At 59.4% G+C, this 24,058-nt stretch carries 15 protein-coding genes and 1 tRNA gene; 5 read left to right on the forward strand and 11 right to left on the reverse strand.

Annotated elements, in window-relative coordinates:
- Window positions 1–7 precede the first annotated feature (7 nt).
- Together QCD60_RS27815 and QCD60_RS27820 are read right to left on the reverse strand one after the other, a co-directional pair.
- Window positions 8–2,452 (reverse strand): GGDEF and EAL domain-containing protein, encoded by a 2,445-nt coding sequence (locus QCD60_RS27815; RefSeq protein WP_279790399.1) that lies wholly within the window; start codon window positions 2,450–2,452, stop codon window positions 8–10.
- 238 nt (window positions 2,453–2,690) lie between these two features.
- The gene (locus tag QCD60_RS27820) at window positions 2,691–3,653 is read right to left on the reverse strand and encodes a DMT family transporter (protein ID WP_279790401.1); all 963 of its coding nucleotides are present in this window, start codon (window positions 3,651–3,653) and stop codon (window positions 2,691–2,693) included.
- 135 nt (window positions 3,654–3,788) lie between these two features.
- On the opposite strand from QCD60_RS27820, the gene bkdR reads away from it, so the two are divergent.
- Window positions 3,789–4,277 (forward strand): Bkd operon transcriptional regulator BkdR, encoded by a 489-nt coding sequence (gene bkdR / locus QCD60_RS27825; RefSeq protein ID WP_279790403.1) that lies wholly within the window; start codon window positions 3,789–3,791, stop codon window positions 4,275–4,277.
- A gap of 120 nt (window positions 4,278–4,397) precedes the next feature.
- Here the strand turns inward: bkdR and nfsB are convergent, their stop codons facing one another.
- Both nfsB and QCD60_RS27835 read right to left on the reverse strand, forming a co-directional pair.
- Entirely contained in the window at window positions 4,398–5,051 is a 654-nt protein-coding gene (gene nfsB, locus QCD60_RS27830; RefSeq protein WP_279790405.1) for an oxygen-insensitive NAD(P)H nitroreductase, read from the reverse strand.
- Between the two features lie 170 nt (window positions 5,052–5,221).
- Window positions 5,222–6,229, reverse strand: coding sequence for a zinc-binding alcohol dehydrogenase family protein (locus tag QCD60_RS27835; protein ID WP_279790408.1), 1,008 nt, complete (start codon window positions 6,227–6,229; stop codon window positions 5,222–5,224).
- A 247-nt stretch (window positions 6,230–6,476) separates the two neighbouring features.
- On the opposite strand from QCD60_RS27835, the gene QCD60_RS27840 reads away from it, so the two are divergent.
- Window positions 6,477–6,553, forward strand: a tRNA-Val gene (locus QCD60_RS27840).
- Window positions 6,554–6,798: 245 nt separating this feature from the next.
- Here the strand turns inward: QCD60_RS27840 and recD are convergent.
- The 3 genes from recD to recC are packed head-to-tail and all read right to left on the reverse strand — an operon-like array spanning window position 6,799 to window position 16,216.
- The gene (gene recD, locus QCD60_RS27845; protein ID WP_279790410.1) at window positions 6,799–8,901 is read right to left on the reverse strand and encodes an exodeoxyribonuclease V subunit alpha; all 2,103 of its coding nucleotides are present in this window, start codon (window positions 8,899–8,901) and stop codon (window positions 6,799–6,801) included.
- The gene (gene recB, locus QCD60_RS27850) at window positions 8,898–12,743 is read right to left on the reverse strand and encodes an exodeoxyribonuclease V subunit beta (protein WP_279790412.1); all 3,846 of its coding nucleotides are present in this window, start codon (window positions 12,741–12,743) and stop codon (window positions 8,898–8,900) included. Before recB ends, recD begins: the two co-directional genes overlap by 4 nt.
- Window positions 12,743–16,216 carry an exodeoxyribonuclease V subunit gamma gene (recC, locus tag QCD60_RS27855; protein WP_279790414.1) on the reverse strand — a complete coding sequence of 1,158 codons (3,474 nt, stop codon included), beginning with the start codon at window positions 16,214–16,216 and terminating at the stop codon, window positions 12,743–12,745. The genes recB and recC overlap by 1 nt, the downstream gene beginning before the upstream one ends.
- Before the next feature lie 254 nt (window positions 16,217–16,470).
- Between recC and QCD60_RS27860 the strand changes: the two genes are divergently transcribed.
- The 3 genes from QCD60_RS27860 to QCD60_RS27870 all read left to right on the forward strand — a co-directional run bounded on the left by QCD60_RS27860 (window position 16,471) and on the right by QCD60_RS27870 (window position 19,135).
- On the forward strand, window positions 16,471–17,064 hold the full coding sequence (locus tag QCD60_RS27860) for a hypothetical protein (RefSeq protein ID WP_279790417.1): 594 nt from the start codon (window positions 16,471–16,473) through the stop codon (window positions 17,062–17,064).
- Window positions 17,046–17,318, forward strand: coding sequence for a hypothetical protein (locus tag QCD60_RS27865; protein ID WP_279790419.1), 273 nt, complete (start codon window positions 17,046–17,048; stop codon window positions 17,316–17,318). Before QCD60_RS27860 ends, QCD60_RS27865 begins: the two co-directional genes overlap by 19 nt.
- A gap of 164 nt (window positions 17,319–17,482) precedes the next feature.
- Window positions 17,483–19,135: a hypothetical protein gene (locus tag QCD60_RS27870; protein ID WP_279790421.1), complete on the forward strand. Its 1,653-nt coding sequence runs from the start codon at window positions 17,483–17,485 to the stop codon at window positions 19,133–19,135.
- Between the two features lie 66 nt (window positions 19,136–19,201).
- On the opposite strand, the gene QCD60_RS27875 is transcribed toward QCD60_RS27870, so the two are convergent.
- The 4 genes from QCD60_RS27875 to QCD60_RS27890 form a co-directional block, all read right to left on the reverse strand.
- Window positions 19,202–19,660 carry a DUF3237 domain-containing protein gene (locus tag QCD60_RS27875; RefSeq protein WP_279790424.1) on the reverse strand — a complete coding sequence of 153 codons (459 nt, stop codon included), beginning with the start codon at window positions 19,658–19,660 and terminating at the stop codon, window positions 19,202–19,204.
- A gap of 12 nt (window positions 19,661–19,672) precedes the next feature.
- Window positions 19,673–20,992, reverse strand: a complete 1,320-nt coding sequence (locus QCD60_RS27880; protein WP_279790427.1) for a sulfatase-like hydrolase/transferase — start codon at window positions 20,990–20,992, stop codon at window positions 19,673–19,675.
- A gap of 13 nt (window positions 20,993–21,005) precedes the next feature.
- Complete coding sequence (locus tag QCD60_RS27885; RefSeq protein ID WP_279790430.1) at window positions 21,006–22,967, reverse strand: TRAP transporter fused permease subunit; 1,962 nt, start codon at window positions 22,965–22,967, stop codon at window positions 21,006–21,008.
- Window positions 22,968–23,031: 64 nt separating this feature from the next.
- Window positions 23,032–24,021 carry a TAXI family TRAP transporter solute-binding subunit gene (locus QCD60_RS27890; RefSeq protein ID WP_279790433.1) on the reverse strand — a complete coding sequence of 330 codons (990 nt, stop codon included), beginning with the start codon at window positions 24,019–24,021 and terminating at the stop codon, window positions 23,032–23,034.
- Window positions 24,022–24,058 lie beyond the last annotated feature (37 nt).

The raw sequence follows: 24,058 nt of genomic DNA on the forward strand, positions 1-24,058 counted from the left end.
CGTGGAATTAGCCCGCCCGTCGCAGCGCAGCAAAGCGTTCGGCAGGGACAGGCGGGCTTTTCAGGTAACCCTGATACAGATGGCAGTCGCGCTCGGCCAGAAACGCCCGCTGCACTTCGGTTTCGACGCCCTCGGCAATGACCCGCAGGCCCAGATTGCGCCCCATGGCAATAATGGTGGCGGTCAGCTCGGTCAGCCGCGTAGAACCAGGCACGCCATCAAGGAAGCTCTTGTCGATTTTCAGGGTATCGATGGGGAAGCGGCTGAGATAGGACAGCGAAGAATAGCCGGTACCGAAGTCATCCAGCGCCAGATGAATGCCCATCGCCACCAGCGCCTGCAGCTGCGGCAACACCTCGTTCTCACGTTCAATCAGCGCACTTTCGGTCAGCTCCAGCTCAAGCCACTGCGGCGGGTAACCCGTCTCGTCAAGAATGCGCTGCACGGTACGCACCAGATTGCCGAAGCGCAGCTGGTGAGGAGAGATGTTGACGGAAATCAGCATCGGCGCGAAGCCGGCATCCAGCCATTGCCTGCCCTGCTGACAGCTCTTGCGCAGCACCGTCGCCCCCAGCTCTTCGATCAGCCCGGTGACTTCCGCCACCGGAATAAACTCGGCGGGCGAGACGATGCCGTGCTGCGGATCAATCCAGCGCACCAGCGCCTCGGCCCCGTAGATCTGGTTGTCCGCCAGCTGCACCTGTGGCTGGAAGTACACCTGCAGGTGATCCTGCGCCATGGCCTCGCGCAGGCGCGACTCGATGGTCAGTTTGTTCAGGGCAAGCTCAGTCATTTGCGGCACAAAGTAGGCAAAGGTGCCGCGCTGGCGGTGTTTGGCAGCATAGAGCGCAGTGTCGGCCTGTTGCAGCAGAAGGCTGATGTCCTGCGTCTGATCAGGGAAGACGGCGATACCGATAGAGGCACTGATATGCACCTGCACATGGTTGCTGAGCCACAGGGGAGCCTGCAGGCTGTGGAGAATGGCTTCTGCCATCTGCCCGGCCTGCCCGATGTCATCCAGCCCGCGCATCAGCACTGCAAACTCATCGCCACCGGTGCGGCACAGCAGGTCCCCATGGCGCCGCAGCTGTAGCAGGCGCTGTGCCACTTCCACCAGCACTTCATCCCCTGCCGGATGGCCATAACTGTCATTCACATCCTTGAAGTGATCGAGATCCACCGTCAGCAGGGCAAAACGGGGCACCTCCTCGTGATGGAGCAACGCCTCCCGCGCCCGCGCCGACTTTTCCTGCAGCGCCTCCTCCAGCAGGCGGCGGTTGGCCAGCCCTGTCAGGGTGTCATGCTCAGCCAGATAGGCCAGCTGCTGCTGGACATGCTTGATCGGCTGGATGTCTACCAGCGCCCCCACATAGCTGTGCACAACGCCCGCGTTATCACGCAGCGGCGTCAGTGACAGCAGACCGGCGCGGGTGCTTCCCTCACGCTGGCCATAGCGCACTTCCTCACGGCTGAACCCCTGCGCCTGACTGAGCCCGAGCCCGGCATCGCCCAGCTGGATCAACTGGGTGACGGTCTGCTGCCCCTGCTCCACCTGCGCCTCTGTGATTCCCAGCATGGTAAGAAAGGCCGGATTGGCGCGGGTCAGCCGCAGCTGGCTATCGGTAATAAAGACGCCTTCACTGGCATGATCAAAGGACACAGCGGCCTGCTGCAGACGTGTTTCGTTGCGCTGCATGTCCTGCATCAGCCGCTCACTGGACGTCACCAGCAGCCCCCAGCGGAAGGGAGCATGGTTGAGATAACGACTGAAGGCACTGCGGTTGATGCAGAGGAACAGCAGCAACGGCAGGCTGAACGACAGCGCCAGCAGCACTTTGCCTCCCAGATTGCCGATCACCATATCGATGACCATCTGGCTCATGCCGAAGCCGATCAGCGGGAACAGGATGCCATCGGCACACAACGCCAGACTGAACAGCAGGGTGTAAGCCAGTGCAGACATATAGAGGCTGGAGGTCAGGCGCTTCAGTTTTTCAAACGCAAACAGCAGGAATAGCAGCTCGGCAATGATCAGCACGCCGCCCAGCGCAATCAGCGGTGCTGATACATCAAACAGTTGTACCGGCGTGTTGTTGCTGTTGATCACACCGTCATAGCGGAGGCTGGCTGACACCAGCCACGACAGAAAAAAATTGAATATATCGACGCTGATCACCAGCCGCACGATATTGCGCAGGATAAAGATGTCGCGCTCAACAATCACGAACAGCACGCTGCTCATCATAAACGCGCCATAACAAATGTTACCGCCAGAGATGGCTACACCCTCAGCCAGCGGCAGGGTATATACCGCTCCCAGATAGCCGCCGAACAGCAGCACCAGACCCAGCCAGACGTAGAAGCACACCTGCCGCACAGGGTTGCTGAGCGTGGAGAAATACAGGGGGAATGCAGAAAACAGCAGTACTTGCGCAGCATAGAGGGCAAGCATAGGGGACTCCAATCAGCGTGACGTTCACGTTCCTTGTCGCAGCCTGATTGTCTGCAGACATCAACAAATGAGGTTGATGTTAGTCAATGAAGAAAGGAGTTGCCGTTAAGATTCGTAAAATGCGTACTATCTGTCGCAGATTGCACGCTTCTCAGCAATCTTTGAGCGCTTCCGTTATCGCGGATGCCACATCGCAGACAGTACGCCAGAGCCTGACGTACTGTTCCGTCCACCGCTATCAGCGCCTCACCGCCGCCAGCGACACCACCAGAATGCCGCCGAGAATGGCGACCACACCGATGATCAGCGACAGGCTCAGCTGTTCGCCCAGAAACACCACCGACATCATCAGCCCGACTACCGGTACACCGAGCATGGCCGATGACATGCTGGTGGATGACAGCCACATGCTGGCAGCGTTGACGGCAACAAAACAGAACGCCGTCGCCAGCGGTCCCACAAACAGGATGACCTCCCAGAATGAGCGGCTCATGTCACCGCTGTAAGGGCCTTCAATCACATAAGCCAGGGCGATCAGTGGCACCGTAGCCACCAGCATCTGCCAGGGCGCGAGCTGATAAGCGCTGGAGTCTCCCTTGTAGTAACGCAGATGCAGGATACACATCGCCCAGCACAGTGACCCTGCCAGCAGCATCAGATTAGCCTTCAGCAAAGTGGCATTATTCCAGTCCAGCGCCAGTGGATTAAACAGTGCCGCTACCCCACTCAGCCCCAGCAGGGTACCGATCAGCTGGCCACGGCTGAGGCGCTCGCGAAACAACAGGATAGCCGCCGGTGTGACCCACAGCGGAGTCGTGTATGCCAGCACTGCCGAGCGCCCGGCCGGGATAGTCGTCATGGCGATGGCTCCCAGTACGGTGAACAGCAACATCTGCAACAAGCCGACGCTGGCAATCAGCGGCAAGTCACGTCGGGTTGGCAAGCGCAGGGTGCCGGTCAGCATCTGCAGCAGAAACAGGCAGGCTCCGCCGGTTGCAAAGCGCGTAGCAGAAAACCAGATGGGGCTGATGTGACTGAGGCCCGCCTTCATCACCGGCCAGTTGGCTCCCCACACCACAATGGCCAGACTGAGCAGCAGTAAACCGCGGCTCTGCACCGACAGCTGCGGGCGCCAGCGCGGTAGGGTCGCCGCTGGGGAATAGCGGGTTTCAGCAATACAGCCAGCCTCTTGCGAACGCATGACAGGTCTCTCTCACAGGTCATAATAGGACTATTTTATTCCCTTAGAGAAAGACGATTTTTCCCATTATTCTTTCATCCAGACCTGTTTTAGGTTACTTATTCTCCCAATCATCCATTCTGAAGAATATCTATCATGCAACGGCTCGACCGCACCGATATTGCCATCCTTAACAAACTGCAGGAAAACGCCCGCATTACTCATGCCGATCTGGCCCGCTCGGTCAATCTGTCCACCACTCCTTGTTTCAACCGGGTCAAGGCCATGGAGGAAATGGGTCTGATCCGCCAGCAGGTTACCCTGCTCGCCCCGGATAAACTGGGCCTGCACGTTAACGTGTTTATTCATGTGAGTCTGGAGAAGCAGGTGGAGGACGCCCTGCAGCGTTTTGAACAGGCCATCGATGCGCGGCCTGAGGTGATGGAGTGCTATCTGATGACGGGAGATGCCGACTATCTGCTGCGGGTGGTGGTACCCGACATTCAGGCGCTGGAGCGCTTTATTCTGCAGCACCTGACCAAGATTCCCGGTGTGGCCAATATCCGCTCCAGCTTTGCGCTCAAACAGGTGCGTTACAAGACCGCCCTACCCCTGCCAGCCAATGGCATGACGCTGCCGGAGTGAGGTCGGATACAGGCGCCAGAGCAGCATAAAAAACGGGCGGAGTCGCTAGTGCATACTCCGCCCGTGCGTCACATCCATCAGCCATCGCGCTTATAAGATCGCGCAATCCTGAACGGGTTCTCAGATGGTGGTGAACACCACCTCTTCGGTCAGACGAGATTTGGGCAGTGCCGCATTGAAGTCTTCTTCACTGTGATAACCCAGGCTGACCACCACCACGCTGGTGAAGCCCTGCTCACGCAGACCCAGCTCGCTGTCCAGCACGCCGAAATCAATCCCTTCCATCGGGGTCGCATCCAGACCCAGACTGGCAGCGCCCAGCAGCAGCGTGCCCAGTGCCAGATATACCTGTTTCTCCATCCAGTGCTGCAGGTCTTTCTGGGTAAAACGGTGCAGATTGACGTACGAGCTGCGGACCACGTGCTGGGTAGCCTTGGCTTCGTCACTGCGGAAACGGCCATCGGCCTGCTCCTGCTCCAGCACAGCCTGCAGGTGGGCATCGGTCATATCGGTACGCGCGCACAGCACAATCACGTGCGAGGCTTTGCTGACTTTCGCTTCGTTGTAGGCAAAGTTACCTGCGGTAGCTTTGGCCACACGGCCCTTGCCTTCTTCGGTCTCTGCCACAACAAAATGCCATGGCTGCGAGTTAACCGAGGAAGGCGCCAGACGCAGCAGGGCTTTCAGCTCATTAATCTTGTCCTGGCTGACTTTCTTGCTGGCATCAAAAGCCTTGGTGGTATAGCGACGACTGGCAACGGAAGCAACAGACATACTTTTTCTCCTGATAACGGGATAACGCTGATCCCCAAGCCGGGCTCGCTCTCTGCAAGATGAGAGCCCCTCCCAAAATGGCAGACACAATAATCGAGATTGAAGTAACAGGCATCCGCTATTTACGCCATCACAGCGTTGTTTCGGTCAGCCGGTCACACAGCAGTCCCTCAAAAACCGGCGAGCACCACCTTACCGCATGATCGGCCACTCTCTACCAGCTGGTGGGCACGGCGCAGATTCTCTGCCGAAATGGTGCCAAACTGCTCAGCCAGAGTGGTTTTCAGCACCCCGTTATCGATCAGGGAGGCCACTTCATTCAGCAGCTGATGCTGACGAATCATGTCAGCCGTGGTGAACAGCGAGCGGGTGAACATCAGCTCCCAGTGGAACGCCAGACTCTTGAGCTTCAGCGGCACCACATCCAGCGTGGCCGGATCGTCAATGACAGCAATATGGCCCTGCGGCACCATGACATCGATCAACTGAGCAAAGTGCTGCTCGGTGTGGGTCAGACTGGCCACGTAGTCGACCATCGGCACGCCAACACGAACCAGCTCCTCTGCCAGAGACTGGCGGTGGTCAATAACATGATGAGCGCCCATGGCCCCGACCCATTGCTGCGTCTCCTCACGTGAGGCGGTGCCGATAACGGTCAGCCCGGTTAATTGCCGGGCCAGCTGCACCAGCATCGAGCCCACACCTCCGGCAGCGCCAACGATTAACAGGGTCTTACCTTCACCGCCGCCCTGCGCCACACCCAGACGGTCAAATAGCAGCTCCCAGGCAGTAATGGCTGTCAGCGGCACCGCAGCAGACTGAGCCCAGTCGAGCGATGCAGGTTTACGCCCAACAATCCGCTCATCCACCAGTTGCAGCTCGCTGTTACTCCCCGGGCGATTGATGGCACCGGCATAAAACACCTCATCACCGGGCTGAAACAGCGTTACTTCGGCGCCCACGGCCTCGACAATACCGGCCGCATCCCAGCCCAGCACACGGGGTTCAGTCACCGCTACACCAGCACGAATCTTGGTATCCACCGGATTGACCGACACCGCTTTGACCCGCACCAGCAGGTCACGGGCACCCGGCAGCGGCGCGGGCAGCTCGATGTCCTGCAGCGCCTCGGCATCATCAATGGGCAAACCGTGCTGGGTATAAACGATGGCTTTCATGGGATTTCCTCGCTAACAGTGCAAAGTGTTCAGTTGCGAGCCATGGTAAGCAGGCCAGCACAGCGGAAACAGCCAGAAAAAGCAGCAGCACTTTCACTCCAGCAGTGAAAATCACCATGACAACCGCGTACACCACCGGCACTGGCCCGATGCTGGGGCAGCGTAAAGACCAACCTCGCTGGCATCAGCTAAGTAGTTGAAAGTACTTGCAAAGAAGGGATTTATAAGTAATATACACAGCCACTTTAGGACTATAGCTCAGTTGGTTAGAGCACCACCTTGACATGGTGGGGGTCGCTGGTTCGAGTCCAGTTAGTCCTACCAGAATTAAAAAAACAGCCACTACGGATCATGCCGGGTGGCTGTTTTTGTTTGTGCGTTTCTCTTCTGCCTTTCACTTCTGATGGCCGCACCTATGCGCTTGCCCCCAATCTTTTAACCAGGAAGCAGTGACACGACGGCACCACTGCTGCTCTGGAGGTCATTCCCGCGAACGTTGCATTCGTCACTTCCCTGGAGCCGAACAGCACGCCGACACAAAATCTGTCCTTGTACTGACCTTCTGCACTTCACTCCCGCAACCCGCTGGCACGTTGTACCTGCCGCTCTACCGCCTCATGCAGCACGGTATCGCTCCCTGCTGATGCCAGGGTAAACCAGTCACGGGCACGGGTGATGCCGGTATAGACCAGTTCCCGGGTCAGAATGGGGTTGAGGGTTTCCGGCAGAATCAGGGCGGTATGCGTAAACTCCGAACCCTGTGACTTGTGTACGGTCATGGCGAACACCGTTTCTACCGCTTTCAGACGACTGGGCAGTATCCACTTGATGCCCCCCTGACCATCTCCCGCCGGAAAGGCCACCCGCAACACCCAGCCGGTGTAGCGTTCACCGTCCTGATTGATACGCTCACCGGGCAGCATCAGGGTGATGCCGATGTCGCCGTTCATCAGCCCCAGACTGTAATCGTTTTTGGTGACCAGCACCGGACGACCGGGATACCAGTCTTTGCCAAGACGCAACAGATCACGCTTTTGCAGCAGCTCGGCAATACGCTGGTTCAGCCCTTCAATTCCCCAGGGTCCGCGGCGCAATGCGCACAGCACCTGAAACTGGCCGTGCGCCCTGAGCACCTGACGCGCCCAGTGATCAAAGGCATCGTGACCGGCCTCCAGTGCGGGGCGCTGCTGACTGACCACATTCAGATAGTGTCTGTACCCCACCGGCGCCGGCAGCGGCTGATCACCACGAAGACGGCCCTGGCCCTGATGGGCGAAGGCGCTGACCGCGCCATTGACCACCAGCTCTGCCAGCTGGCTGTCGTCATCACGACTGACCCGCATTCGCGCCAGATCGGCAAAGTGCTGCTTCCATACCTGTCTGACAGCGGCGACCTGTCCGTCGTTAACCGCCTCGGCCAGCTGGCCGATACCACTGTCGGCAGTGAAACGATGACTGTGGCGCAACATCACCACCGCCTGATCGTAGAGATCACCGCTGGCATCAATCAGCTGGTCATCAATCTGCTCGCCCGTGACGGCCTGCAGCCACTGCCTGGTAGATGGCAGATAATGCCCCTCACGGGCACGACGGCACAGCTCTCCCAGCACCGCCCCGGCCTCCACCGAGGCCAGCTGATCTTTGTCGCCGAGCAGAATCAGCCGAGCTCTGGCAGGCAGCGCCTTGAGCAGCGATGCCATCATTTCCAGATCCACCATCGAGGCCTCATCCACCACCAGCACATCCAGCGATAACGGGTTACGCTGATTGTGCACAAAGTGCCGGGTATCCGGGCGGCTGCCGAGCAGGCGGTGCAGGGTGGTGGCCTCTCCACTGATGGCCTGCCGTACCTCGTCCGCCTGTGGTAATCCATGCAGATCCAAACGCGCCAGCGCACCGGCAATGGACTCATTGAGGCGGGCTGCTGCTTTACCGGTCGGAGCCGCCAGCCGGATGCGCAGCACCTGCTGACTGCGCTGCAACGACAGACTCTGCAGCAATGCCAGCAGCTTCACCACCGTAGTGGTCTTGCCGGTACCGGGGCCGCCGGTGATGATGCTGAACGCATTACCTGCCGCCAGAGCACAGGCCACTTTCTGCCAGTCGGTAGCGTGGCCCGCCTGCACGGGGAACAGCACATCCAGACGCTGACGTAACTGTTGCTGTCGTTCAGCATCTGCGGTCATGCCATCCTGTTGCAAGCGCAGCTGAATCAGGCTGCGTACGTCCTGTTCGTACTGCCAGTAGCGACGCAGATAGAGCCTGCCGCTCACCAGTACCAGCGGCGTACTGCCCTGCCCGCCCGTGACCAGCTCAGAACCCGCCAGTGCCTGCTGCCAGCTTTGCAGGGTGACACTGTTCAGCACCTCTTCCGGCAACTGGACTTCACCTTCTTCCCCTTCGGGTGGCAGCGATAATGCAAAACGGCTGTCTTTCAGGGTGTCCCCCAGATCAAGACAGACATGGCCCCGGCCCAGCTGATGGCTGGCCAGTGCTGCCGCCAGCAGCACCAGCGGATCAGTATCACCGGCATGGTCAGCCAGAAAACGGACAAAAGCGTAATCCAGCTCTCGCAGCCAGCCACGATCCGTCCATTGCCGCAGCAATTGCAGATGCTGTTCAACCGCAGAGGAATAATGCGGGGTACGCCCCATCGAGGTCAGCGTCGTCATACCATCACCTCTTCAGCTGCTGTGGATGAGCGTGCAGACGGGGGAGAAAACAGGGCTTCCAGCCCGTCAATCAACTCGCGACCGGGGCGCTCAAAATGCAGCCCCTGTGACGGCGCCTGACTGCCACGCAGGAACAGATACACCGCGCCGCCCACATGCTGGTCATAGTCGTACTCCGGTAAACGGGCTTTCAGCAGACGATGCAGGGCAAACAGGTACAGGGCGTACTGCAGGTCATAACGGTGCTCAAGAATGGCCGCCTCCATTGCCGCTTTGCTGTAGGCACTATCGTCGGCCCCCAGCCAGTTGGATTTGTAGTCGGCCACGTAATAGCGGCCCTTATGTTCAAATACCAGATCGATAAAGCCCTTGAGCATGCCGTTCAGCTCCTTGTGGCTCAGGGCCGGGCGGGCCACCCCGCCCAGCGTATGCTGACAGACCAGCCGGTCCAGCTGCGCGGTACGGGTGTGATCGATGGCAAACCAGAACTCCAGCTCTTTCTGGTACTGCTTTAAACCGTCCAGACTGAACTGCACGGCAGCAGCGCTTCCCACCACCGGCGTCACAGGCTCATCAAACAGCCCCAGCTGGCCGCTGCCCTGCTGCGCAGGCATAGCGCTGACCACGCCATCGTGCGCCTGCGGTGGGCTGTCACTCAGACGGAAAGAGGTTTGCAGCAGCTGAGGCAGCCACTGGCAGAGAGGCTCAATCCACGCCTCCCAGCCGCGCAGCTGGCAGCGCCGCGCCAGCATGTCGCGTAACTCCTGCGGGTTGCTGACCGCCTGTGCAAACCCTTCATCGGCGGCCCATTCCAGCAGGGCATGGAGAAAACTGCCCGGCTTCGGCCCTCGCGGGAAGGCATGCAGACTGCCCTGCGCCACTGGCAACGCAGGCTCCTCCTGCGCCTCCACCCGCACCGCTTCGGTAAAGGTATCCTGACGGGCAGTTTCCGGGCCACTGCTGACACTTTCATCCAGCACTGGCAAGGCTTCCATCATGCCGTGAGCGGTCGAGTATTCGAGGCCGGAATAGCTGGCAATCCACCATTGTTCCGGCCGTGCTGGCAGCGGTAACGGCTCGGCCAGCCGGATCTGATCTGTCAGCGGCTGATAGGAGGAGACCAGCAAGTCAGGTAGTAGCTCGACCGCCATATCAGCGCACTCGCTGGCCAGTGCCGTCAGGGCACCGAACAGCTCGCCACTGGCGATGGTTTCACCCCCATTTAACAGATAACCGGGAGCACTCTGGTGCAGGTTATCGAGACTGGCCATGCCCACCCAGGTGACGTAGCGGGCCCGGGTCAGCGCCACGTAATACTTACGCAGATCCTCACCCAGCCGCTCGCGGTCCACCTGCTGCACCCGTTCTTCATCCGCTTCCAGCGACAGCAGCAATTTGCCGTCGTCATCGTGCCATTTCAGCGGCAGATCGGTGGCCTTGGTCTGGCGGAAAGCGCAGGCATAGGGCAGAAACACCAGCGGATACTCCAGCCCCTTGGATTTGTGAACGGTTACCACCTTGACCAGCGCATCATCGCTTTCGAGCCGCAGTTTACGGGCATCCGCATCGCCATCGGCCTGCACCCGCTGCTCGGCCAGATAACGAATCAGGGCATGCTCACCATCAACAATCAGGCTTTGCTGTTGCAGCAGTTCGGCCAGATGAAGAATGTCGGTCAGGGCGCGCTCGTTCACGCTTGCCAGCAGACGACGGGGCACCTGAAAGGCGTTGAGCAGCCGGCGCAGCATCGGTAAGACCCCCTGCCGTCGCCACAGCTCACGGTACTCACGAAACTGCTGCACCCGGGCTTCCCACGCGGCTTCGTTATGGTTCAGCTCATCCAGCATGGCCCAGCTCAGGCCGAGCGTCGGCGTCCCCAGTGCAGCCCGCAGGCGGCGGTCATCATCCGGCTCGGCACAGGCGCTGAGCCAGAACTGCACTTCAGCCGCTGCGGCGCTCTGGAACACCGACTCCTTGTCTGACAGATAGACACTGCGCACGCCGCCGGCCGACAGTGCCTGGCGCACCAGCGCGGCTTCCGTGCCGGTGTTGACCAGCACGGCAATATCACCCGGCTGTACCGGCCGCAGCACGCCACTGTTATCGCTAAAACCCGCTTTGCCCGCCTGCCCTTGCCGCAGCAGATGAATGATCTGGGCGGCCGTGGCGGCGGCCATCTGCTCGCCATAGGCGCCTTTCCTGATGGGTTTCTCGTCCTCAAGCGTCCAGCAGGTCAGGGCACTGACAATCTGCCCGTCGAGCATGAAGTGCTCGGCCCGCCCTTTGGCCTCAACCGGCAGAAACGGCACCGGATTGCTGTCTTCTGCACGGAACAGGAAGGCGCCCTGCCCCTGTGGATGTGCCTCGGCATAACCGAATACGTGATTGACGGCATTGACCATGGCGCGGGTGGAACGGAAGTTAGTGCCCAGAGTGTAGTGCCTGCCTTCGGTATCCCGCCGAGCCTGCAGATAAGTAAAAATATCGGCGCCACGGAAGGCATAGATGGCCTGTTTGGGATCGCCGATCAGGATCAGCGCCCGTTCGGCGGCATTGCTGCTGACCTGATAGATGGCATCAAAAATGCGGTACTGCAGCGGGTCGGTGTCCTGAAACTCATCAATCAGCGCCACCGGGAACTGGTTACGGATCACCTCGGCCAGTCGCTCACCGTTGTCGCCCTGCAGTGCGGCATCCAGCTGGGTCAGCAGATCATTGAAGCCCATTTCCGCCCGGCGTTGTTTCTCCAGAGCAAAACGTTCGCAGACCCAGCGTGCCGCGTGACGCAATATATCGCTGCGCGCTTCGGGCAATTGCAGCAGTTGCTGCCGCAGGCTGCTCATGGCATCCAGCGCCGGATGCGCAGGGGCAGGGTCTTTTTTCCAGGCTTCTGCCAGCCCTGCAGTGGTCAGACGGGTCCAGCCGGTGGAGCTGTCATCCAGCGGCATGACCTGCGTAGGGTCACTGGCCCAGGCCAGCAGGGCGTCCAGCCAGGGCTGATAATAGCGTACCTGAATCTTGCGCCCGTCCACCGCCTTATCAGCGACGGCCTTATCCAGCAGCGCCTGCAATTCGCCCACCCACTGCATCCAGGGGGCCTTCAGCGTCGCCAGTGCAGCACGACGTTGCTGTAAAGAGGCGCCAATGCTGGTAGCAGGCTCGTCGGCATTGCCCAGCTCGGTACTGTGCTCCAGCAACAGGCGGATGCCTGCATACAAGGCATCCGGCGTTTGCCACCAGCCGTGCACCACCTTGGTCTGTTGTTCATCGAGAGAGAAGAAGAAAGTCCGCCAGTAGTCGCGCACCACCTCATTCAGCAGTTCACTCTGATCGGTCTCCAGACTGAGGCTGAACAGGCTGCCACTATCAAAGGCGTGCTCACCGAGCATGCGGTTACACCAGCCATGGATGGTCGATACCGCCGCCTCGTCCATCCATTCCGCCGCCAGCTGCAGCTTGCGGGCACAGCCGGGCCACTGCTCAGGGGCATATTCCGCGCGCAGTTCATGGAGCAGATCGACGCCTGCGGGCTGCTCGGCAAGGTCGTCTGGTGACTGCAGAAAGTAGCCTGCCGCCTCGGCCAGACGGGCGCGAATACGGTCACGCAGCTCCTTGGTCGCCGCGTCGGTAAAGGTTACCACCAGTATTTCGGGCGGCGTCAGCGGCCGCGCAAACGCCTCATCGCCACCGTGCCCCAGCACCAGCCGCACATAGAGCGCCGCAATGGTGAAGGTCTTGCCGGTACCGGCGCTGGCCTCGATCAGGCGACTGCCATGCAGCGGGAAGCGTAACGGCGCAAGGGGCGATGGAAGGCCGGGAGCCACTGCCATGGGGGTCGTCATTACTTGTCTCCTTTGGCGGGCTTGCCCAGTGCATCGATCAGTGGCTGTAACAGTTGCTGGCTGAGGCGGGCAAAGTCGTCACTGTCCAGCAGCTGTTCGACGTTCTGCCATACCCGGTTGAGGTAGGGGTTACGCTCCTGCTGCTGGGCAAAGGCGGTGGCGGCGGCGTCACTGGCGGCAGCACGGGTATCGTCATCGCAATCGGGGCGCCCGCCCTTGAGCTGCCAGGCCAGCGCCGTGGGAATATCCAGCGCCAGTGGCTGCCGCAGGGCCTGGCGCCAGCTGGTAATCAGCACTTCCCAGTAATCGGTTGCCTGCTGGTGGCTCGCCAGCGGTGGCAGATGAACGGTGCCGTTCTTGCTGATGACCACTGTGGTCAGCGGCTGCCCGCCCAGATGCCCGGCCACATGGGCCAGCCAGTACGGCAGCAGTTTGTCGTGGCGATAGGCGCGGTTCTTGATCATGCCACTGCTGGTCAGTACCACCCGGCCACGCTGCCCTGCCGCGTTGCTGCGCATATGGGTCAGCCAGTCACTGACCGGCTGTGCGCCAAGATCGCACTCCAGCGGCTCGTCCGGCTGTTCGTATGGCCACTGTGCCTGCACCTGCTCGTACTGCTCAAACAGGGTATCCATCGGCTCGATCAGCTGTTCCTGCTGCAACACGGCGAAGTTGCCGGGGGCCAGATCGCCACGGCGCACCACCCGCTGCAGCTGGGTATCCAGCGCCTGCAGGCGGTCATCACCCTGCTGCACGGCCAGCAGCTGGGCCTGAATCAGCTCATCCTGAATCTGCCAGTTACCCAGCCCATCCAGCGCGAACGGTTCCTGATCCTCACTGGCCGGGTCCTCCAGCTCAAAATGCACGCCCAGCCGTACGCGCAGGAAATAACGCAGCGGATCACGCAGGAAGTCAGCCAGTTGCTTAAGGCTGAGAGGCTCTTCCCAGGGGAATGCCTCCAGTACCGCCGTGTCGGCCAGGGTGGCCTGACTTTGCTGCTCCGCCGGCAAGCCTTCACGCCATTCGCTGGCATAACTGAACAGCGGCCCCTGTGCAGAGAAGTAGTCGCGGCTGAAAGGTTGCAGACGGTGCTCGACCGTCAGTGCATGCAGCAGCGCCGCATCATCCTGCTCCTGCCCCTGCAGCCGCCAGACCGCTGCCAGATGGTCACGTAACTGAGCCACCAGCACCGACGGCGGCCGTTCCGAATTGTCGTTGATGCTGCGCCCGATCCAGCTGATATGCAGGTGTTCCCGTGCCGACAGCATGGCCTCCAGAAACAGATAGCGGTCATCCTCCCGGCGGGAGCGGTCTCCCGGCCGGTAGTCGTGGCTCATCAGATCGAAATCCATGGGGATGCGGGTGCGCGGATAGTCACCGTCATTCATACCCAGCAGATAGACATGACGGAACGGGATGGCGCGCATCGGCATCAGGGTGGCAAAGGTCACTGCACCGGCAAAGAACGGCTGGCTGAGAGATGACTGATCCAGCTGGCCGAGCAGATGCTCGCGCACCACGGCCAGCGGCAGATCATCGTTCATGGCGGCACTGTCGGCCTCTTCTCCCCAGGCCTGCAGCACGTTTTCCAGCTGCAGCAGGGTGTAGCCGTCTTCGGCCTCATCGGCAGCAAAGAAATCATCCATCAGCGCCCGTACCCGGCCGACCCACTGCTGCACACTGGCCTCACTGCAGAGTAGCTGCCAGTGCTGATCCAGACGGTCCAGCAACTGCGACAGCGGCCCCAGCAGTGCGGCATCCAGCCCGCCAATTTCATCCATCGGCTCAATCTCACCCCAGGCCTCGCCACTGCCTACGGCATAGCCCAGCAGCATGCGGCGCAGGCCAAACAGCCAGGTGTTCTGCTCCGGTGCCTGCGGCAACGCCAGACTTTGCCGCTGTTCAGCATGCAAACCCCAGCGGATGCGGGCGGCGGCAATCCAGCGGTGTAACAGCGGCAGCTGCTGTTCATCAATGGCAAAGCGGCGGCGCAGCGCAGGGACTTCCAGTAAGTCCAGCAAATCGCTGACGGCAAAGCGGGACAGAGGCAGGCCAAGCAGCTTCTCCACCGCATTCAGCAGCGGGTCAAAGCTGCGCTGCCCGCGATCAGCCAGTGAGTAGGGAATGTAACGCGGGTCTTCCCAGCCGAACTGGCCAAATACCGCCTGAATATGGTGTGCGTAATTGTTGATGTCCGGCACCATGACGATGATGTCGCGCGGCTGCAAACGGGGGTTGGCGGCACGGGCAGCCAGAATCTGGTCGTGCAGCACCTCTACTTCACGCTGCGCACTGTGCACCACATGGAATCGCAGAGAATGATCGCGTGCAGTGTCGACCGCCGACCAGCGCTCCCGGCTTTCCGCTACCGGGCGCAGGTCACGGATATCCTCCTGCAACTGCTGCAACAGGGTGTCTTCACCGTTACTGCTGAACAGATCCACCCGCTGCTGCATATCGAGGAAGCGCTGCTCGTAGCTTTCCCGCTCGTCATGCACATCGAGCAGGCCGATAAAGTCCCTGCCCTGCTTGCCCCAGGCCGCCAGCAGCGGATGTGCGTGCAGGTGCAGCTGGTCGTCCGGGATCAGCTCCGGCATACCGGACTTGCGTGACTGACGACGGCGCTCGGCACGCAGCAGGTCTTTGTCGGCAATAATATCGGCCCAGAAGTGCTCACAGGGGTTGTGCACGCACATCAGCACCTGTGTCCAGCTGGCGATGGCCGCCAGCACCTCCAGCGCCTGCTGCGGCAGGGAGGAAATACCAAACACCAGCAGACGCCGGGGCAAACCGTCGGGACGCTGCTGACTGGCCATAGCCGGCACAGCAGCGAGAAAACGTCGGTGTATTTCGGCGCGGCTGGTGTGTTGCTCTGCACCGACATCATCCAGCAGTGCTCGCCACAAACGTGGCTGCCACAGGGCGTTGTCCGGCACGGGTTTGTGGCCGTCGCGACTGGTCAGCAGCACGTCAGCGCCGCGCGCCCAGTCCGCCAGCCAGTCGGCACGGTATACCTGATACTGGTCAAACAGGTCAGCCAGACGCACTGCCAGCTGATGGCGCTTGCGCAGGTCGTGGTCGCCATTTAAGAAGCGCTCCAGCGGCGCAAAGACTGGCTCCTGCAGCAGGGCAGGCAACAGACGCATCAGCCGCCAGATCAGAAAAGCTTTATCAAAGGGGGAGGTCTTCGGCACCCGCTCCTCACCCAGCACGGCGCGGTAGGCCTGCCAGAGAAAGCGCGAAGGCAGCTGGGCATCCATCGCTGCGGCAATACCACAGCCACCGTTATCCGGGTGTTCGGCCAGCGCCAGCTTCAGCCACTGGGCAATGCCATTGCTCTGCACCAGTACCACTTCGTTTTCCAGTGGCGCCAGAGGGTAACGCTGCATCCACGCCACCAGCACGTCACGCAGGGCTTCGGGATGATTGCCATGGATGACCATCAGTCCGGGGGATAACGGCGTCTCGCTCATCGAACTACCCTTCTGTCGCAAGCCTTTGAAGAACAAGGGGGTAGTTTGTCAGGGATAGACAGGATTGGGAATCGGGATGATACGTCTAGTCTGCTTAGGCTCTATGGGTTGCAGATGACTTTTGCGTCACCTAAGCTGACCCACCAGCGAGAGATGTACAGGAATGGATATCCGCAGTGTGATTGCACCGCTCTCCTGACGCTGAACTTAATGTTTGAATTCACCAGTCATTACAGGCATCAATAGGGACAGCCATGTATCCGATTATTTACCCCAAGAGCCCCAAATCTCAAACTCGCCTTGGCCAGAACTCTAACGGAGCACAAAATAGCTGCAGACCCGTCTATCAAAACTCTCCTGAGCGGCATAGAAGCCTTATCGAAAATACACCCGCGTTTTTTAACATATCGGACAATTTCGGAGCTGATGGCTCTGAGCCCGCAATCGAACTCAGCTATTTCGATGTCACCAAAGCGAACATTTCCCATATTCAATCGGCATGCCTTAAACATGATGTGGACCCTGACCTGATCAGCGCAATCATGTATCTGGAAACGACTCACGGCTATTACGACAAAATTAATCCCTGGCGCAATACGATTCTCCCTATGAACGTCAGTTACACCTATTGGAAGGATTTAGGTGTAAGCGAAGCCAGTCTTGAGCAGACAGCAAATAATATCGACATTGGCGCACTGATTTTACGAAGAATTCAGGACCGTGTTTCTGACCCTTCAGTGGCAAAAATAGCCTCGATATACAATTTTTTGGGCAAGGAAGTGGTGAGTGACTACGGGGCACGCGCTGCCACCATCTACAAGCAGAAGCTATGGAAGAAAACAAAATGAAATGGAGAACCAAACTAACTGCTTCGCTTTTTTTTAGTACCACGGTATCGCTGTATATGACCTACGCAGCCTTGCAGCACAACCCTATGGGAGAGTACTGCACCTATGTAAGTGACCCATCTTCAAGCGCTGACTGCACAATGAACGCAGGCCCATTAATGGGTGTTTTTATAAGCTGGCTCGTAGTTAGTTTTCTTATCAGCCTGATCGGTCTGACTATTTTTAGCTGGATAAAATTACGCTTCAGAAAATAGTGGGAGTGCATGAGCCAGCTATGCTGGCTCACATAATGTTGTTTCTCTTCATTTAAGTTTTACCCAGCGCCCCCTTCCCTACGGAACTCCCACCGCCTGCCGTCTCACCAATAGGGCATAGTCCAGCCGCTATGGCGCCCCCCTACGGATACGCAGGCAAAACCATGAACCCGATCAATAACGCCAGAGTCGATATCTCCATTTCCTTTCAGGACCGGATGCCGCTTGATCAGTCTGGCGGCTCATCAGTACAGTCTGCGGCCAACCGCTCTGTGGCCGGGCAACGCTTTATCGACTATGGCGGCGGCAGTCAGGCCCAGCCGCAGTTCAATCGCAACCCGTTAAGCAGCCATGGAGCAGGTCAGCAGAATCAGTTCGAGATGCAGCCGCTGGGCGAGATGATCCGACAAATCCTGCAGGATCTGATCAAGATGCTGATGGGCAATAACCAGGGTCAGCCATCCAACAGCAGCAGCGACAACAGCAAGAGCACAGCCCCTGTCGGCGGCGGCAGTGGTGGTGGCTCAGCGCCCCGTTCTCAGCAGCAGAGCGATGCTGGCCCAACCATGACCAGCCCTGTCACCAAAACAGCCGAGACAGGCAATGCGCCAGCCAGGACCTCCACCAGCCCGACATCGGATACCCCCGCTCCGGCAGCCCCCACTTCGCTGGCTGCAGCACCCAACACCACTTCAACGCCCAGCACTACGCCAACACCCAGCTCGCCCAGCGTCGCGGGTACTGATAACAAATCCAGCAGCGTGACGGCCAGCGCTGCACCCAGCAGTGTCACCCCCAGCAGCACGGTGGATAGCAGCAAAGAGGTGTCATCCACCAAGACCTCATCAGTCAGCAGCTCGACGCAGGCGGTGGGCTCAACCGCAGGTATGGAAGGATTTGCCAAGGTGGCGGGAACCACCGGCGGCACGGGCGGTGAGACCGTCACCGTCAATAGCGTCAGTGAGCTGAAAAGTGCGCTGGCCGGTGATGAGCCCAGAATCATCAAGCTGGGCAGTAATATCTCGGCGGCAGAGAAAACCGATCTGGAGTTTGGCGCCAACAAGACGATAGTGGGCGATGGTAAAAACAACCAGCTGCATAACATCTATCTGAAGAGCGGTGACTCGGCCAGCAACGATATCTTCCAGAACCTGCATTTCACTCACGACAGCAAGTACACCGCCAACGGCGATATTCCGTTATACATCGACAAGGGCAAGGGCTACTGGATCGACCACAGCACCTTCACTGGCAGCAAGGGCGATAACTATCAGGGCGGCAAGGATAAGCTGCTCTACGTCGGCGGCACTGCTGATATGGTCAGCCTGACCAACTCCAAGTTTGAAAATAACGAGTACGGGCTGATCCTCGGCTACCCTGAAGATACTCAGGCGGCGGCAGACAAATACACCGGCTATCCGCGCATGACCATCGCCCACAACGACTTCGAGAATCTCGATGTCCGCGCTCCCGGGCTAATGCGCTACGGCCAGTTCGATGTCTATAACAACCATATCAGCGACTTTAATCTGGGCTTCACCGCAGCCAGCAACGCCACCATCTTCTCCGAGTCGAACTACTTCGAGAACGGTCGCAACGGTGGTGGTCAGGCCAGTCTGTCCGGCATGCTGGATGACAAGGGCAACGCTCACTTTACCGATGTTGGCAGCAATATCAGTGTGCAGGGCCAGACCTCTGGCGCAACCAGCTGGCGCGGTGGCGATTACCAGCGTAATGTCAGCAGCGCCGACGAGGCCAAGACCTTCGCTCTGGCTAATGCCGGGGTGCAGGAAGGCAGCCTGACCTTCGCCAGCTGACAGGCGGCAACCCGCATTCAGACAGCTCACCACCATAGCAACGGCTTATGGTGGTGAGCGCCTTCATTAACTCACCTCAAAGATGGCCAGTTCGACCGCATCGGGCCTGCGAATGCCGGTACCGATAAACAGCCGCTCAGTGATCCACTGCAATGCTGGCGAGGCCGTTTCAAAACTCGGGGTACAGCGGAAGTAGATCAGTGCCGGGTCCACGGGTTCGTCGCGTACCAGCCTGGCCGTCACCTCCGGCGAGGCTACCCGGATGGCCCGGTTATGCACATAAATCAGCTCGCCGCTGTCGGTTTCCAGCATATAGCGCGCTTCCAGCTCGACCAGACGCGGCGTCAGGATCAGCTGATGGTCGGCACCACCGGGCAACACCCGGGCACGCCAGCCGTTACCCTCAACGGTACCGCCGGTGATCGGAATCAGCCGTCGTCCGCCGTGCTGAGTCGGCCCGACTTCCTGTGGTGATTCAACCAGCACACGCAGCCGGGCAAAAGGTTTGAGTTCAGGTGTCTGCATCGGCTGTCCTGCTTAGCGCTGAGGCATATTGCTGGCGTTGTACACCAGACTGACGGTTGCATCTGTGGGAATAGGCGGCATGGTTTTATTCCAGGCCAGCCACTGCTGACGCATCTGTTGCAGCCTGTCTGGCTGATTAGCCGCCTGATTGGCACGCTCGCGCGCATCTTCGGTGATATTGAACAGATACTCGTGCTCATCCACTTTCAGGTATTTCCAGTCTCCCAGCCGCAGCGCCCGCTGATCCCGGTGGTTCATTCGCCAGAACAGTGGCCGCTCGAACTGCGTTACGTCCCCCTTTAGTACGGGCAGCAGTGAGACACCATCCACCGGGTATTCGGGGTTGATCTGCCCGCCGCCCGCTTCCAGCAGAGTACGTGACCAGTCCATGGTCATGCAGTGCTGCCGGCTGACCGCGCCCGCTTTGATCACGGCGGGCCAGCGGGCAATCCAGGGTACCCGGATGCCGCCTTCGGTCAGATCCATCTTGCCGCCCACCAGCGGCCAGTTGTCAGAGAAGCGCTCTCCACCGTTATCACTGGTAAAGACAATCAGGGTGTCTTCTGCCAGCCCCTGCTGCTCGAGCATGGCCATCAGCTGGCCGATGCCTTCATCCATGTGGTGAATCATCTTGCGGTAGGTATGGATATTGCCGCCGTCCAGATGGGGCAAGGAGGTCGAAATAGCCTCAGCTTTGTCGCCATCCTCGCGGGTTTCCCATGGCCAGTGAGGGGCGGTGTAATGCAGGCTGAGGAAGAAAGGCGTACCGCTGCGTGCAGCTGCCGCCCGCCGCTGCACGAACGCCACCGCACGCTGCGACAGCAGATCAGTGAGATAGCCGATCTCGTGGTGTTCTTCCTCATTGATCCACAGATCGTGATCACCGCGACCACTAACATGAGTGAAGTAGTCCACGCCGCCCGCCATGATGCCGTAGAACTCATCGTAGCCTGAGGCACGGGGGCCAAAATGAGGTGGATAACCCAGATGCCATTTGCCAATCAGGCTGGTGTAGTACCCTGCCTTCTTCAACTGCGAAGGCAACGTGGCAATATGCGGAGGCAGTCCGAGTGTGCTGCTGCCTTTGCTGCGGCTGTTGATGGGCTCCTCCATGGCACCACGCAGGCGGTACTGATAGGCCATTGTCATCAGGGCAAAGCGCGTTGGCGAGCATACTGGCGAATTGGAATAGCCCTCCAGAAACAGCATGCCCTCGTCGGCCAGTCGGTCGATATTGGGTGACACCCTGCCGAACTGAGCCTGACGACCGCCGTAGCAGCCCAGATCGGCATAGCCCAGATCGTCAGCCACGATATAGATGATATTGGTCATAAGATGGGAGCCTCTATTTTTGCAGAGCCGCTTTCAGCGAACGTAATTTGAAGTCAACACGGTGATGCCAGCACAGCACCAGCAGGGTCAGTGCGACGCCCAGCTGATCCCAGAGCAATCCGGGCGCAAACAGCAGGATGGCCGCCAGCAGACGCAGGCCGATTTCCGCCACACTCAGAGGACGACGGTCAAAACCGCTCAGGGCCGATGCCACCAGCACCATGCCGACCAGCACTTTCACCAGCAGCCACAGCCAGGGCAGCAAGGCGAACGCCACACCCGCCTGATCAACGCTCAGCAGCAGCGGGTTGTAGGCAAAAGCGAAAGGAATGATGAACATCATGATGCCAACGCGCGAAGCCTGCACCGAGGTACCAATGGGCCCACCACCGGAAATACTGGCCGCAGCAAAGGCCGCAATGGCCACCGGGGGCGTGATAGCGGAGCCGACCGCGATAAAGAACACAAACATATGGGCGGTCAGAGGCGCCAGACCCAGGTGCTGCATTGCCGGAATGGCAATGGTCGCCACCGTGACATAGGCAGGCAGAGTGGGCATGCCCATGCCCAGGACGATGCAGCACAGAGCAGCGATAGCGAGCGACACGAGTAACGAGTCGGAGATCACATTGGTCAGCAGGATGCCGAACTTGACCGGGACACCCGTCGCCGAAAGCGCCGAAATCACAATACTGACTGCTGCAATAGCCATCACCAGCTGGGCAAAGGTCTTACCACCCTCACACAGACAACGCAGCAGAAGGAGTGGCGCTTTGCGTACCGCCGGGTTGATAAAACTCAGTGGCAACAGCAGGGCCAGCGCTGAGATAGAGGCACCTGAGGGTGAATTGCCCATGACCAGCAGCGCGACAATGATCGCCAGAGGCAGGAAGATCAGGGTGAGATTGAGGTAGTCCTGTCGATCAGGTGCAGGAATACCCGCATTGAGCTGGTCATCGACGCGGATCCCCATGCGTCGTGTTTCATACACAATCATGGCAAACAGACTGAGATAGTAGGCAATGGCAGGGACCAGTATGGCCGTCATCACGGTCAGGTAGTTCACCCCGGCAAAATCGGCCATAACCAGCGCTGCTGCCCCCATGATCGGCGGCATAATCTGCCCGCCGGTTGAAGCCGCCGCTTCCACCGCTCCGGCAAAATTGGCGGAGAAGCCGCGACGCTTGATCATCGGAATGGTAACCACACCGGTGCCCACCACATTGCCGACGGCACTGCCCGATACGGTGCCAAACAGTGCCGAAGACAGCACCGCGGCATGGGCAGGCCCACCCGCCGTGTGCTTCATCCAGTTAAAGGCGATCCGGATCATCGAGTCCCCCGCTCCCACCCCTTCCAGCACAGCACCGAGGATAATGAAGGGGAACACGGTGGTGATGACGATGGAAAAGGTACTGCCGAGGATGCCGGTATCCAGACTGTACAGCAGGTTCTGTGACAGGGTTTCTTCCATCCCGCTGCTGATCGTGCGCAGCATGCCCGGCCAGTAAGGGCCGGTCGCCATATAGAGAATGCCGAACACGCCCAGCAGTGCGACCGGCGCTCCCCAGGTGCGCCAGCAGAAAAACAGCGCCGCCGATGCCGCGACAAGTGCAGTCCACATCTGCTCGGAACCAAACAGGAACATGGCATCATCCAGCGTAATGCTGACCTGATAGAACGACCAGCAGCACCAGAGCAGGCCCATCATCAGCACCAGACCAGCGATGTTGAGCAGGGCGGCAAACGGCGCCTTGTCACGATGACGGGTCAGCAGCGCCAGCGTGACCACCAGCGCGCAGAGGGCAAAGAAAGTCGCCCGAAAAAACACCATGGGAAACGGCCCCAGACGGAAATCACCCACGGCAGGCATCACATTGGCCAGACCATAGAGACTGACAACCAGCCCCAGCAGGGAGGTCAGCCACTCAACCGCCCGGATGGCAGAAACATTTCGGTAAGCGAGCAAAGGCATCACAGCCCTCCTGCATTACGCGTGAATTCGTTGAGGAAAGTACCCATCACCTGACTGCCCCCGGTCATTGCGGCAAGAGTTCGGCGGGGATGCTGATACCGGCTTCGCGGTAGTAACGCACGGCTCCGGGATGCAGGGGGGCGCTGACACCCTCCAGCGGCTGCATGCCGGCCAGCTGGCCCAGCAGCGCATTGGTGCTGGCCAGATCCTGTCGGTGTTCGAAGTAGCTTTTGGTCAGCTGATAGGCCACCTCATCGGAAAGATCCTTGCGCACCACCAGCATCATCTGCGTTTGCCAGGTAATGGCACTTTGATCGTTGTCCTGACCGGGGTAGGTATGGGCAGGAATCACTGCTCTGGTCATGCCAAAGCCAGCGGGTGCATTGGCCTGGGCCTCATCCAGCGAGAGAAAGTGCACCTTGCGCGCCAGGCTCAGCTCCGACAGGGTTTGCGAGCCCAGTGGCAAGGCGGCGACGTAAACGTCACTCTGGCCATCCTGAAAACTCTGACTGGCCGCTCCCCAGGGTGCCTTGATGGCCTCATATTCCCCTTCCTTCAGCCCGGCCGCCTGCAGCAAAGCAGTAATCTGGGCATTGGCAGAGCCTGCAGGCGGGCCAATGAAAATGCGTTTTCCTTTGGCATCCTGCCAGGATGTGATACCGGAGTCGGCCCAGACGATAGGGTGATAGACGCTGCCGGGCATTCCAAACAGCGCCCGTACACTGGTTGCAGATTCTCTGGCTTTCTCACCCATGCTGGCATAAGGGCCTTTGGCCTCCTTCAGCTGTTCGTAAGCCAGAGTGGGAGCGACTGCAGAGTCGAGAGAGCCACGACTGATTTTCAGCAGTGACTTGGTCAGCGTCTGGTCCATCGCCAGTTGTACATCAACCCCCGCTTTGGCCCAGTAGCCCGCCATACTTTGCGGAATGATGCCAATGATGCTGCTGGCCGATGTGGTTTCCATACTGATGTGTTCAGCATGCGCACCAAAAGACAGGGCGCCCAGTGTCAGGCTGACCAGCCCCCGGCTCAGCCATTGCACAGATCGATTCATAGTGCCTCCGCTACTTCTTGTATTTGTTGTGGGACGC

The sequence above is a fragment of the Pokkaliibacter sp. MBI-7 genome (genome assembly GCF_029846635.1).
GTDB lineage: Bacteria > Pseudomonadota > Gammaproteobacteria > Pseudomonadales > Balneatricaceae > Pokkaliibacter.